This window comes from Rahnella contaminans, from assembly GCF_011065485.1.
GTDB lineage: Bacteria > Pseudomonadota > Gammaproteobacteria > Enterobacterales > Enterobacteriaceae > Rahnella > Rahnella contaminans.
The window spans coordinates 1,810,829-1,823,747 of sequence record NZ_JAADJS010000001.1; the positions used below are offsets into that span (position 1 = coordinate 1,810,829).

General features: G+C 52.4%; 12 protein-coding genes. 6 read left to right on the plus strand and 6 right to left on the minus strand.

Annotated features, from left to right (window positions below):
- Nucleotides 1–76: 76 nt before the first annotated feature.
- Nucleotides 77–1,066, plus strand: a complete 990-nt coding sequence (locus GW579_RS08030) for a bile acid:sodium symporter family protein (RefSeq protein ID WP_152324509.1) — start codon at nt 77–79, stop codon at nt 1,064–1,066.
- A gap of 53 nt (nt 1,067–1,119) precedes the next feature.
- Here GW579_RS08030 and GW579_RS08035 read toward each other — a convergent pair whose 3' ends face one another.
- The 3 genes from GW579_RS08035 to zipA all read right to left on the minus strand — a co-directional run bounded on the left by GW579_RS08035 (nt 1,120) and on the right by zipA (nt 4,434).
- Nucleotides 1,120–1,362: a DUF3820 family protein gene (locus GW579_RS08035; RefSeq protein WP_165058429.1), complete on the minus strand. Its 243-nt coding sequence runs from the start codon at nt 1,360–1,362 to the stop codon at nt 1,120–1,122.
- Between the two features lies 1 nt (nt 1,363).
- The gene (ligA, locus tag GW579_RS08040) at nt 1,364–3,385 is read right to left on the minus strand and encodes an NAD-dependent DNA ligase LigA (protein ID WP_165058431.1); all 2,022 of its coding nucleotides are present in this window, start codon (nt 3,383–3,385) and stop codon (nt 1,364–1,366) included.
- Between the two features lie 71 nt (nt 3,386–3,456).
- A complete protein-coding gene (zipA, locus tag GW579_RS08045) occupies nt 3,457–4,434 on the minus strand; it encodes a cell division protein ZipA (protein ID WP_165058432.1) in 978 nt (325 codons plus the stop codon).
- 223 nt (nt 4,435–4,657) lie between these two features.
- Here zipA and cysZ point away from each other — a divergent pair, with 223 nt between their 5' ends.
- The 5 genes from cysZ (at nt 4,658) to crr (ending at nt 9,637) form a co-directional block, all read left to right on the plus strand.
- Complete coding sequence (gene cysZ, locus GW579_RS08050; RefSeq protein ID WP_152324513.1) at nt 4,658–5,443, plus strand: sulfate transporter CysZ; 786 nt, start codon at nt 4,658–4,660, stop codon at nt 5,441–5,443.
- 234 nt (nt 5,444–5,677) lie between these two features.
- Complete coding sequence (cysK, locus tag GW579_RS08055; protein WP_152324514.1) at nt 5,678–6,643, plus strand: cysteine synthase A; 966 nt, start codon at nt 5,678–5,680, stop codon at nt 6,641–6,643.
- A gap of 401 nt (nt 6,644–7,044) precedes the next feature.
- The gene (gene ptsH, locus GW579_RS08060; RefSeq protein WP_013574433.1) at nt 7,045–7,302 is read left to right on the plus strand and encodes a phosphocarrier protein Hpr; all 258 of its coding nucleotides are present in this window, start codon (nt 7,045–7,047) and stop codon (nt 7,300–7,302) included.
- A 49-nt stretch (nt 7,303–7,351) separates the two neighbouring features.
- Nucleotides 7,352–9,079 carry a phosphoenolpyruvate-protein phosphotransferase PtsI gene (gene ptsI, locus GW579_RS08065; RefSeq protein ID WP_152324515.1) on the plus strand — a complete coding sequence of 576 codons (1,728 nt, stop codon included), beginning with the start codon at nt 7,352–7,354 and terminating at the stop codon, nt 9,077–9,079.
- Nucleotides 9,080–9,127: 48 nt separating this feature from the next.
- Entirely contained in the window at nt 9,128–9,637 is a 510-nt protein-coding gene (gene crr / locus GW579_RS08070; protein ID WP_152324516.1) for a PTS glucose transporter subunit IIA, read from the plus strand.
- An 86-nt stretch (nt 9,638–9,723) separates the two neighbouring features.
- Here the strand turns inward: crr and GW579_RS08075 are convergent, their stop codons facing one another.
- The 3 genes from GW579_RS08075 to cysM form a co-directional block, all read right to left on the minus strand.
- Entirely contained in the window at nt 9,724–11,076 is a 1,353-nt protein-coding gene (locus tag GW579_RS08075; protein WP_152324517.1) for a HAMP domain-containing sensor histidine kinase, read from the minus strand.
- A complete protein-coding gene (locus GW579_RS08080) occupies nt 11,057–11,740 on the minus strand; it encodes a response regulator transcription factor (protein ID WP_101076260.1) in 684 nt (227 codons plus the stop codon). The genes GW579_RS08075 and GW579_RS08080 overlap by 20 nt, the downstream gene beginning before the upstream one ends.
- A 258-nt stretch (nt 11,741–11,998) precedes the next feature.
- Entirely contained in the window at nt 11,999–12,883 is an 885-nt protein-coding gene (cysM, locus tag GW579_RS08085) for a cysteine synthase CysM (RefSeq protein WP_152324518.1), read from the minus strand.
- Between the last annotated feature and the right edge of the window lie 36 nt (nt 12,884–12,919).

The window sequence follows — 12,919 nt, forward strand, 5'->3', positions numbered from 1 at the left end:
AAATAAATCAATTTTTTAATTGTATCGCAAGCGCTCAAAATAGCGGAATTCCATTACGACTTTTCAGAGAATCTGCATGCGCTTCTTACCCGATCGTTTCACCTTAACGCTGATCGCCACCGTTTTACTCGCCACATTCTTTCCTGCCAGCGGGATGTTTGTCGCCTTTTTCAACAATCTGACTATTTTCGCCATCGGCTTGTTGTTCTTTATGCACGGCGCCAAGCTGTCGCGCGAAGCCATTTTTCAGGGCAGCAATAACTGGCGGCTGCATTTGTGGGTGATGTTCAGCACCTTCATTCTGTTCCCGATCCTCGGCCTGCTGTTCCAGTGGTGGCATCCGGTCGATGTCAGCCCGCAGATTTACAGCGGATTTGTGTATCTGTGTATTTTGCCAGCGACCGTTCAGTCAGCTATCGCATTTACCTCTCTGGCGGGCGGAAACGTCGCGGCGGCGGTGTGCAGCGCGTCGGCGTCCAGCCTGCTGGGGATATTTGTATCGCCGCTGCTGGTCAGTTTGCTGATGCACGTTCAGGGCGAAACCGGTAATGGTCTGGCGCAGGTCGGGCATATCGTTCTGCAACTGCTGGTACCGTTTATTGCCGGGCATTTGCTGCGTCCGCTGATCGGTGGCTTTGTGGAACGTCACCGTAAGATAATCGGTAAAACCGACCAGACGTCGATCCTTCTGGTGGTGTACTCCGCGTTCAGTGAAGCCGTCACGCAGGGGATCTGGCATCAGGTGGGCCTCGGTTCGCTGCTGTTTATCGTGGTATTCAGTCTGGTGCTGCTGGCCATTATTCTGGTGATCAATACCTACGCCGCACGCTGGCTGGGGTTCAGTAAACCGGATGAAATTACCATTGTGTTCTGCGGTTCCAAAAAGAGTCTGGCGAACGGTATTCCGATGGCCAATATCCTCTTCCCGGTCAGTGCGATTGGCATGATGGTTCTGCCGCTGATGATTTTCCATCAGGTGCAACTGATGACCTGTGCGATGCTGGCGAAACGCTATCAGAGAAAGCAAAAGGAAGTGGCGCTCAGACAGGCGCAGGTGGCGGAGTAATGGCAAAAAAAAGGCGCTGAAATCAGCGCCTTTAGCATCAGCATGAAACGTTGTTATTCGTCCGTACCGCCCAAGCCTGGCCTGTTACGGCGCAGCGGATTAATCAGGCTTTGCAGCCCTTCGCTTTTAATCGCCAACGTCAGTTGCATCAGCTCGCCGAGTTTCCCCTCCGGAAATTCATCTTTGCGGGCGAACCACAGCAGATATTCCTCAGGCAAATCAATCAGCACCCTTCCGGCATATTTGCCAAAAGGCATCACTGTATTGGCGATTTTAATCAGATCTTCTTTTTCCATTTTATTCGCCCAGCAGGCGGATCATCTCCGCTTCGTCGATGACTTCGATGCCAAGTTCCTGCGCTTTCGCCAGTTTTGATCCCGCCGCTTCACCGGCGATCACCAGATCGGTTTTCTTCGACACGCTGCCGGACACTTTTGCCCCCAGCGCAGTCAGACGATCTTTCGCTTCATCGCGCGACAAAATGGACAGCGATCCTGTCAGCACCACGGTTTTACCGGCAAACGGACTGTCGATTTCTTCCGGCACAATCACCTGCACTTCCGGCCAGTGAATGTTGATTTCGGGGCTTAACAGCTCATCAATCACCTGCTGGTTATGCTCTTCCGACAGGAAATTCACCACGTGTTTCGCGACCACTTCACCGACATCCTGCACGGTTTTCAGCGATTCAATATCTGCAGCCCGCAAGGCTTCCACCGAACCGTAATGCGCTGCCAGATTGGCCGCAGTGGCTTCGCCGACTTCACGAATACCGAGCGCGTAGAGGAATCGCGCCAGCGTAGTTTCTTTGGCTTTTTCCAGCGCATTCACTACATTTTGGGCAGATTTAGGCCCCATGCGATCCAGCCCGGTGAGCTTTCCTGCAGTCAGACGAAACAGATCCGCCGGGTTTTTGACGTACTCTTTTTCCACCAGCTGATCGATAATTTTGTCGCCCATACCGTCAACGTCCAGCGCGCGGCGGGAAACGAAATGCTTCAGCGCCTCTTTGCGCTGCGCGCCACAAATCAGGCCAGCGGTACAACGCGCCACGGCTTCGCCTTCGACACGCTCAACGTCTGAATGACAGACCGGGCAATGCGTCGGAAAAACCACTTCACGGGCATCCTCAGGACGTTCATCCAGCACGACACCCACCACCTGCGGGATAACATCACCGGCACGGCGGACAATCACAGTATCGCCGATACGCAGACCCAGCCGCTCGATTTCATCCGCATTATGCAGTGTGGCGTTACTGACCATCACGCCCGCGACCAGCACCGGCTCCAGACGTGCCACCGGCGTGATCGCGCCGGTACGCCCGACCTGAAACTCCACGTCTTTCACCAGCGTAATCTGTTCCTGCGCCGGGAATTTAAACGCCGTTGCCCAGCGCGGTGCACGCGCCACAAAGCCCAGCGTTTCCTGAATATCCAGGGAATCAATTTTGACCACCACGCCGTCGATATCAAAACCTAGCGACGGGCGATCGGCTTCAACCTGACGGTAAAACACCAGCACATCATCGCTGCCGGTGCACACACGGACACGGTCGCTGACCGGTAATCCCCAGGCTTTGAATTGTTGCAGGCGTTCATAGTGGCTGCGTGGTAGTTCACCGCCTTCCAGCAGGCCAACACCGTAGCAGAAGAAGGTCAGCGGGCGTTTAGCCGTGATACGCGGATCGAGCTGGCGCAAAGAACCTGCCGCCGCATTACGCGGGTTCGCGAACACTTTCCCGCCGGTACGCCGTGCTTCTTCATTCATCGCTTCAAAGCCCGGCTGCGGCATAAAGACTTCGCCACGCACTTCCAGACGCTCAGGAATATTGTCACCGTGCAGACGCAGCGGAATGGCGCGGATAGTGCGCACATTGGCCGTGATGTTCTCGCCTGTTGTGCCGTCACCCCGCGTTGCCGCCTGCACCAGTTCGCCATTCTCATACAGCAAACTGACCGCCAGGCCGTCGAGCTTCAGCTCACAGCAGAATGTCAGCGGTTCAGCGGTTTTCAGCCGGTCCTGAACGCGTTTATAAAACGCAAGATAGCTTTCTTCATCGAAAACGTTGTCCAGCGACAGCATCGGCACACGGTGTTTCACCTGCTCGAAAGCAGATAGCGGCGCGGCGCCCACGCGCTGAGTCGGCGAGTCAGTAGTAATCAGCTCAGGATGCGCGGTTTCCAGCTCGCGCAGTTCGCGCATTAAGCGGTCATATTCGGCATCCGGCACTTCCGGGGCATCCAGAACGTGATACTGATATTCGTGATGACGCAGCTGAGTGCGTAAATGATTGATCTGTTCTTCGATAGTGGCCATGACTCACCGTGGAGATAAAAAACCCCCGGCAAGCGGGGGTTAGGGGAATGGGTGTTTCACGAACGCCAGAATCAGGCGGTCGCCTCGAGGACCTCACGGATCCGGGCTTTGTACGTTTCAAGCTTCTGCGGCGTAATCATACGACGCTCATCATCAAGCACCATCGCACCGACATCATCGGCAATACGCTGGGCTGACTGCAGCAGCAATTTGAAGTTCTGATGCGCATCGCCGTAGCAAGGCACCATCATGAACAACGTAACGCCAGGGGTGGAGAAGTCGGACATATTGTCAGGATCAAACGACCCCGGTTTGACCATATTGGCCAGACTGAACAATACCGGACCGCTGCCAGCAGGGCTGACGTGACGATGGAAAATATTCATAGCGCCAAACTGGAAGCCGGACTGAAGCACGCTGTTAAGCAACACTTCTCCGCCAATCACGCCGCCCTGATGCGCTGCAACGTGCAGAACAAGAACGGTTTCTTTCAGTTTAGCTTTCTCTGCTGGCGCTTCTTCAGCAGGCGCAAAAGGCGCTGGCTGAGGTTCTGCTTTCGCCGCCGGTGCGGCCTCGGCATGAATCTCCTGCGGTGGAACCGGCGCGTGCGGTTTTACCTCAGGGGCAAAATCAGCGACAGGTTCGCGACGCGTTGCCTCAGGTTCAGCGGCGGAATAGCCACTGAGCAACGGGTCCTCCTGCACAGCATGTTGCTGCGGGCGAACCGGTTGTTGAGGACGGGCAACAGGCGCTGGCTGCGCAGGTGGAACCTGCGGCTGACGTGGCGGTGCAGTCTGTTCCGGCTCGTCGTCATACTGACCGAAAGTCGGTTCATCCTGAGGATAAGCAGGACGCACGCGCACTTCACCCACCCCATCGACAAAATCGTCAGACGGAGATTGCTCCCGTTCTTTTTTCACACGTTTAGCTGGGCGATCACGAAAAAGCGAAGAGCGTTCTTTACGGCTGGTCCACAAACCGTGTAACAACAACGCTATTATGGCGATCGCGCCAACAACGATTAATATCAGACGCAAATCCTGCATCATTGCTATCTCTGTTGTTCTAATTCATTGCCACCACGGCAAACATTCACAATATTAACTCTATTTGCCCACGTAGATAAGTGCAAGTCTCGACTCTACTTTCTGCTAATAAATAGGGTAGTTGCACCTTTTTTTGCTGTTTTTTCAGCCAATCCACCGCTAGCCAGTGGAAAATCATACCGATATGATAGCCCATGTCATTCAACTCAGAGAGAAAATTTCGTTTATGACTTCATCGCAAACCGCCAGACAGGAAAACGGCGTGCATTATTTCAGGCAGGGCTGGACGCTCATTTCCTTACCCGGGATACGACGTTTTGTGATTTTACCGCTGGCCGTGAACGTTGTCCTGATGGGCGGCGCGTTCTGGTGGCTGTTTACCAAATTGGGAGAGTGGATCCCGGCGATGATGAGTAAAGTCCCGGCCTGGCTCAGCTGGCTGGATTATCTGGTCTGGCCGATCGTCGTGCTTTCGGTGCTGCTGGTGTTCAGCTACTTCTTCAGCACGATTGCTAACTGGATAGCCGCGCCGTTCAGCGGATTACTCGCGGAACAGCTCGAAGCGCGCCTGACCGGCAAACCGCTGCCTGACAGCGGTATCTGGGACATCATGAAAGATCTGCCGCGCATCATGAAACGCGAATGGCAGAAACTGGCGTATTATTTGCCCCGCGCCGTGCTGTTGTTTGCATTGTATTTCATTCCGGTGATTGGCCAGACCATCGCGCCGGTGCTGTGGTTCTTCTTCAGCGCGTGGATGGTGGTGATTCAGTATTGCGACTACCCGTTCGATAACCACAAAGTCAGCTTTGCCGATATGCGCCGCTCGCTCGGCAGCAACAAAATCGACAACATGCAGTTTGGATCGCTGGTCAGCCTGTTCACCATGATTCCGGTGCTGAATCTGGTGATCCTGCCCGTCGCCGTTTGCGGGGCCACTGCCATGTGGTGCGACCGTTACCGCGTGGTGTATGTAAAAAATAATATCGACGTCAATACCACGCGAAAATAGCGGCACAATCCGCACTTCAACTGTATTTTTTCCTCAACAGCCGCCTCCGTGCGGCTGTTTGCTATGCTTGACTTTTTTATCCCAAACTTATTTCTTAATAACGGATCGGTATAGCAAATACCAAAACCTTACTTCACTCGGAAAGCCGTTCGCGTATGCTTTTCTGATTCCCACTAATTTCATAGTGTTGAAAGCTTCACACCGTGAATATTTCATACAGTTAAAGGACGGGTTATGAGCAAGATCTATGAAGACAATTCATTAACAATTGGCCATACGCCACTGGTTCGCCTGAACCGTATCGGTAATGGTCGTATTCTGGCTAAGGTCGAGTCACGTAACCCGAGCTTCAGCGTGAAATGCCGCATCGGCGCGAACATGATTTGGGATGCTGAAAAACGCGGCATTCTGACCAAGGATATCGAACTGGTTGAACCGACCAGCGGGAACACCGGGATTGCGCTGGCGTACGTCGCAGCCGCGCGCGGGTATAAACTCACGCTGACCATGCCGGAAACCATGAGCGTTGAACGCCGTAAGCTGCTGAAAGCGCTGGGTGCAAACCTGGTTCTGACAGAAGGCGCGAAAGGCATGAAAGGCGCGATTGCGAAAGCCGAAGAAATTCAGGCCAGCGATCCGGATCGTTACCTCATCCTTCAGCAGTTCAGCAACCCGGCAAACCCGGCGATCCACGAACAAACCACCGGCCCGGAAATCTGGGAAGATACCGATGGCGCGGTTGACGTGCTGATTGCAGGTGTCGGCACCGGCGGCACTATCACAGGTACTGGCCGTTATCTGAAAAGTAAAAAAAGCAGCGTCACGCTGGTAGCCGTTGAGCCAACCGATTCTCCGGTAATTACTCAAACACTGAATGGCGAAGAAGTAAAACCAGGCCCGCACAAAATTCAGGGTATCGGTGCCGGTTTTATTCCGGGCAACCTGGATCTGGAACTGCTGGATCGCGTCACGCTGATCACTAATGACGAATCAATCCAGATGGCACGTCGCCTGATGGAAGAAGAAGGCATACTGGCGGGGATTTCTTCCGGTGCAGCCGTTGAAGCCGCCGTGAAATTGTCAAAAGAACCGGAATTTGCCGATAAGACTATCGTCGTTATCCTGCCATCCTCCGGCGAACGCTATCTGAGTACCGCATTGTTTGCAGATTTGTTTACGGAAAAAGAATTGCAACAATAATGCCACATCCTTAAAAGCGATTAAAAAAGCACCTTTCGGGGTGCTTTTTTGTGGGCTACGTCAAAGTTTATACCACTCCATCATTGATTTTACGCGCCAGGTTTAGTATTTAACCGGACAATTATTTCGCTGCGTGAAATTAATCGCATCCATGACGCCGCCCGCTGAATCGATTTATCGATTTGTTACATGAGGGAAAAAAACGGCATAATGGCGGAATAACAGGAAAGCTTGGATCTAGGGCAAAGTGTTTTATCGCTGAGTGCGCTATTTTCTCTTTTCTGTTGCATCTGAACCTGCCCCTGAACCATAGTCAGGCGCTAATCTCTACAGGCTAAAGTGAAGCCTATAAGCTAAACTTTAGTCCCACAACATTACTTTAATAAGTTGGGGAAACAACAATGTTCCAGCAAGAAGTTACTATTACCGCTCCTAATGGTCTGCACACTCGCCCTGCTGCACAGTTCGTGAAAGAAGCCAAAGGTTTTGCTTCTGACATCACCGTGACTTCAAACGGTAAAAGCGCCAGTGCTAAAAGCCTGTTCAAACTGCAAACTCTGGGCCTGACCCAAGGTACCGTTGTGACCCTCTCAGCTGAAGGTGAAGACGAGCAAAAAGCCGTTGAACACTTGGTAAAACTGATGGCAGAGCTCGAGTAACAACAGCCGCTCTTATATAGTTTAAACCAGTCAAGAGAAAGGTAGGGTTATGATTTCAGGCATTTTAGTATCTCCCGGTATCGCTTTCGGCAAAGCACTTCTGTTGAAAGAAGATGAAATTGTCATCAACCGGAAAAAAATCTCTCCTGATCAGGTTGATCAGGAAGTTGAACGTTTCCTTGCTGGCCGTGCGAAAGCATCAGCCCAGCTGGAAGTGATCAAGACCAAAGCCGGTGAGACCTTCGGTGAAGAGAAAGAAGCCATCTTCGAAGGCCACATCATGTTGTTGGAAGACGAAGAGCTTGAACAGGAAATCATAGCCCTCATCAAAGACGAGCACGCTTCTGCGGATGCGGCGGCTTACTCTGTCATTGAAGGTCAGGCGAAAGCCCTGGAAGAGCTTGATGATGAATACCTGAAAGAACGTGCGGCTGACGTGCGTGACATCGGTAAACGTCTTCTGCGCAACATTCTCGACATGACCATCGTTGATCTGAGCTCAATCCAGGACGAAGTTATCCTGGTAGCGACCGATCTGACGCCGTCAGAAACCGCGCAGCTGAACCTGAACAAGGTTCTGGGCTTCATTACCGATTTGGGTGGCCGTACTTCTCACACCTCGATCATGGCGCGTTCCCTGGAATTACCTGCAATAGTAGGGACCAGCGACGTGACCAAACAAGTCAAAAATGATGACTATCTGATCCTCGACGCTGTAAACAATAAAATCTATGTGAACCCGACAGCAGACGTTATTGATGAGCTGAAAGCCGTTCAGAACCAGTACATTTCAGAAAAAGACGAACTGACTAAACTGAAAGATTTGCCAGCAATTACGCTGGATGGTCATCAGGTTGAAGTTTGTGCCAACATCGGTACCGTGCGCGACGTCGCCGGTGCAGAGCGCAATGGCGCTGAAGGTGTCGGCCTGTATCGTACAGAATTCCTGTTCATGGACCGTGACAGCCTGCCTACCGAAGAAGAGCAATTCCAGGCATACAAAGCCGTTGCTGAAGCGATGGGCTCACAGGCAGTTATCGTACGTACCATGGACATCGGCGGTGACAAAGACCTGCCGTACATGAACCTGCCAAAAGAAGAAAACCCGTTCCTGGGCTGGCGTGCAATTCGTATCTGTCTGGACCGTAAAGAAATTCTTCACGACCAGCTGAAAGGTATTCTGCGTGCTTCTGCGTTCGGCAAACTGCGCATCATGTTCCCGATGATCATTTCTGTTGAAGAAGTGCGTGAACTGAAAGCAGAACTCGAAATGCTGAAAGCTGAACTGCGCGAAAAAGGCCAGGCATTCGATGAAACGATCGAAGTGGGCGTGATGGTTGAAACTCCGGCTGCGGCTGTGATTGCTCATCATCTGGCGAAAGAAGTCGATTTCTTCAGTATTGGTACAAACGATCTTACTCAGTATACTTTGGCTGTGGATCGCGGTAATGAGCTGATTTCTCATCTTTACAACCCAATGTCTCCGTCAGTACTTGGTTTAATTAAGCAAGTTATTGACGCATCTCATGCTGCCGGTAAATGGACAGGGATGTGCGGCGAGCTAGCCGGTGACGAACGTGCTACACTTCTTCTATTGGGCATGGGGTTAGATGAGTTCAGCATGAGTGCTATCTCTATCCCACGCATCAAGAAAATTATTCGCAATACAAACTTCGAAGATGTGAAAGCGCTGGCAGATCAGGCCCTGGCCCAACCTACGGCGCAAGAGTTGATGAACCTGGTTAACAAGTTCATTGAAGAAAAAACACTCTGCTAATTGCGCGATGCTGGTATAGCTGCCCAAATTAATGCTTAGGAGAAGATCATGGGTTTGTTCGATAAACTGAAATCATTGGTTTCGGATGATAAAAAAGACGTTGGCATCATTGAAATCGTGGCGCCGCTGTCTGGTGAAATTGTCAACATAGAAGACGTGCCTGACGTTGTTTTCGCTGAGAAAATCGTAGGCGACGGTATTGCTATCAAACCTGCGGGCAACAAAATGGTTGCTCCGGTTGACGGGACTATCGGTAAAATCTTCGAAACTAACCATGCTTTCTCAATCGAATCCGACAGTGGCATTGAACTGTTTGTTCACTTCGGTATCGACACCGTTGAACTGAAAGGCGAAGGCTTCAAACGTATCGCCGAAGAAGGTCAGCGCGTCAAGAAAGGCGATTTGGTAATCGAATTTGATCTGGCCCTGCTGGAAGAGAAAGCGAAGTCTACACTGACTCCGGTTGTTATCTCTAACATGGACGAGATCAAAGAGCTGATTAAACTGACGGGTAGCGTGACTGTGGGCGAAACCCCAATCATCCGCATCAAGAAGTAATTCGTTCAGCGAGAAGTTAAAAACGGCGCCTAATCAGCGCCGTTTTTTATTGCCTGTTACTAACTGAATCTCTGCGGCTCGAATTATTAAGCGGATTTCCAGTGCGGCACCATCAGGCTGATCACCAGCCCGTGAGGTTGCGCATTACGGGCATCCACTTTGCCATCATGTGCCAGCATCACTTTGCGGGTAATCGCCAGCCCCAGGCCGTAACCTTTGCCAGACAGCGGTGATTTCACGCGTACGAACGGGTCAAAGATACTCGACAGCTTATCCTCTTCCACGCCCGGCCCCTGATCGGCCACTTCAATCTGTAAATACTCTTCAACCTGTGCAAGAGAAACGCCGATGGTCTGCCCGCGCGCGGAAAAACGCAGGGCATTACGCACCACATTATCGACCGCGCGCCGCATCAGCTCAGCATTGCCCTTCACGGTATAATCCATTTCATCCGGAACTTCCGGGTGCATCGTGATATTCACGCCCGGCAATTGTGCTTCGTAACGGGCATCATTGACGACCGCTTCCACCAGCCCGTACATATCAAAATACTCTTCGTCCGGGATTTCGCTGTTTTCCGTTCGCGACAGCGCAAGCAGTTCGCCAATCATCTTATCCAGACGCCCCGCTTCATGCTCAATACGGCTGAGAGAAGTTTCAACGTTAGACGGGTTTTGCCGCGCCAGACCAATCGCCAGCTGCAAACGGGCCAGAGGAGAACGCAGTTCATGCGAAACATCGTGCAACAGCTCTTCACGCGCTTTAACCAGCACCTGCAGGCGTTCTGCCATCGAGTCGAAATCACGCGCCACCTCGGACAACTCATCGTGCCGTTTGCCCATACTGGAAAACAGACGCACCGATAAATCGCCCTGTGCAACCCGCCCGAACGCTTTACGCATTTGCAGCATCGGTCTTGTCAGATTCCAGGCCAGAACCGCACTGAATAACAGACCGCCTAACCCGCCCAGCCAGAGCAACGGCGGCGGCATGTTCAGCAATTCCCGGTGTCTTCTTGGCCGGTACTCGTCCATCAGCCCGGCGACGTCGTAACGAAGCCTGTAACCTTGACCGTCCGGCCCTTGCACGAACTCCACCACTTCATGTGGTATCTTACCCGGCTCCAGATCCTGTATCGTGCTGCCTTGCGCAGGAAGCAGTGAAGGCGTTACCGAGAAGAATTGACGATCATCTTCCGGCCAGTCGGCCATCATGGCGTTTAGCGCGGGCAGGCCCCCGGAATGGAGCGTGGAAACTGCCGAGGTAATCTGTAGCTTTACAAAGCGCCGGGCAATGCCACTTTCCGGCGGTTCATGCGGATTATAGAAAGCAAAAACCACCCAGAGCCCCTGAGTGATTGCCACGAAGGTAAACCAGAATCCCAGGAGGATTTTCCAGAACAACCTTCCGCGCAGACGTTTAGCGGATTCGATAGCCAATGCTTCGCACCGTTTCAATAGTCAGAATATCGCCACCTTCCAGTGACCCCAGTTTCTGACGGATGTTACTGATATGCACATCAATACTGCGGTCGTAAGCTTCACGCGGACGCCCTAAACCTTTTTCCGACAGCTCATCTTTGGACACCACGCGTTCAGGCGAACGCAGCAGCAGTTCCAGCAGATTGAATTCTGAAGCCGTCAGGTCAAACGGAACACCGCGCCATTCGCTGCTGCGGGTCGCCGGATTCAGCGTCAGGTCGCCGTAGTTAACCGATGAGGAATCAGAATGCGACTCCTGCTGCTCTTCAACACGACGCAGCACCGCACGCAGGCGCGCCACCAGTTCACGCGGATAGCACGGTTTTGGCATATAATCGTCAGCGCCCATTTCCAGGCCGATCACGCGGTCAATATTGTCGCCTTTGGCCGTCAGCATGATAATCGGCAGACGGCTGTTTTTGCGCACCTGACGCAGTACATCAATACCACTCATATCCGGCAGCATAATGTCGAGGATCATTGCGGTATATTCGCCAGACATCGCGCCTTCCACGCCCGCTTTACCGGTCAGCACCAGAGAGGCGTCAAAACCTTCTGCGATCAGGTATTCACTGAGCATGGTGCCTAATTCAAGATCGTCATCGACTAACAAAATTTTCATTCTTTATTTCCGCCTGGCTAAAATTTTGGTCATTTTTACCACTAAGCCTGCATTACGCAGCCGCTTTTACTCTTTTTTTACACAGTCTCTGACAGAATTTCATCCCGCAGAAACCCGAGTGTAAGGAATAAAGGTAACGTGTTTTACGCTATCACTATTATAGAAGATTAAAATCAATCTGTTAGCGTTTAACAGAAAGCAAAAGGCAGGCGCAAAGGCCTGCCTGTTAAATGTGACCACGCTTTACGTCAGGAGTTCTTAGTCAGAAAAAACGCCCGTCGAGAGATAACGGTCGCCGCGATCGCAGATAATCGCGACCACCACGCTGCCCGGATGGCTTCTGGCAACGCGCAGCGCGCCTGCTACAGCGCCGCCCGAACTCACGCCGCAAAAGAGCCCTTCCTCACGCGCCAGTGCGCGCATCGTGTCTTCTGCTTCGCCCTGCCCCATGTCCATCACTTCATCCACCAGCTCAGGATTGAAAATGCCGGGCAGATACGCCTGCGGCCAGCGGCGGATGCCCGGAATGCTGCTGCCTTCCGCCGGTTGCAGACCAATAATCTGCACGCCCGCATGCTGGCTGCGCAAAAAGCGGCTGACGCCGGTGATTGTGCCCGTAGTGCCCATGCTGGAAACAAAATGCGTGACGCGCCCGTGTGTTTGTTGCCAGATTTCCGGGCCGGTGGTGGTGAAATGCGCCAGCGGGTTATCCGGATTATTAAACTGATCCAGCACCTTACCCAGCCCCTGCTTTTCCATTTCCAGCGCCAGATCGCGTGCGCCTTCCATGCCCTGCGCACGACTGACCAGCAAAAGCTCTGCGCCATAGGCGCGCATTGACGCCTGCCGTTCCAGGCTCATATTTTCCGGCATCAGCAATTTCAGCTTATAACCTTTGAGCGCGGCAATCATGGCCAGCGCGATCCCGGTATTTCCGCTGGTCGCTTCAATCAGCGTATCGCCCGGACGGATTTCACCACGCTTTTCTGCCTGTTCAATCATAAACAGCGCAGCGCGATCCTTGACCGAACCGGCAGGATTATTGCCTTCCAGCTTGACCCAAATTTCACTGTCCAGATCTTTGGGTAATCGCTGTAATCTCACCAGCGGTGTATTACCGATGTAATGTTCGAGCGTACTCACGGGGCTTGCCTTATATCAAAACGAACTATGAACTGA

Coding starts and splice junctions, on each gene's coding strand:
- cysK (WP_152324514.1), top strand. CDS start 5,678: ATGAGCAAGATCTATGAAGACAATTCATTAACAATTGGCCATACGCCA.
- ptsH (WP_013574433.1), top strand. CDS start 7,045: ATGTTCCAGCAAGAAGTTACTATTACCGCTCCTAATGGTCTGCACACT.
- cysZ (WP_152324513.1), top strand. CDS start 4,658: ATGACTTCATCGCAAACCGCCAGACAGGAAAACGGCGTGCATTATTTC.
- GW579_RS08080 (WP_101076260.1), bottom strand. CDS start 11,740: ATGAAAATTTTGTTAGTCGATGACGATCTTGAATTAGGCACCATGCTC.
- GW579_RS08030 (WP_152324509.1), top strand. CDS start 77: ATGCGCTTCTTACCCGATCGTTTCACCTTAACGCTGATCGCCACCGTT.
- zipA (WP_165058432.1), bottom strand. CDS start 4,434: ATGATGCAGGATTTGCGTCTGATATTAATCGTTGTTGGCGCGATCGCC.
- ligA (WP_165058431.1), bottom strand. CDS start 3,385: ATGGCCACTATCGAAGAACAGATCAATCATTTACGCACTCAGCTGCGT.
- GW579_RS08035 (WP_165058429.1), bottom strand. CDS start 1,362: ATGGAAAAAGAAGATCTGATTAAAATCGCCAATACAGTGATGCCTTTT.
- ptsI (WP_152324515.1), top strand. CDS start 7,352: ATGATTTCAGGCATTTTAGTATCTCCCGGTATCGCTTTCGGCAAAGCA.
- crr (WP_152324516.1), top strand. CDS start 9,128: ATGGGTTTGTTCGATAAACTGAAATCATTGGTTTCGGATGATAAAAAA.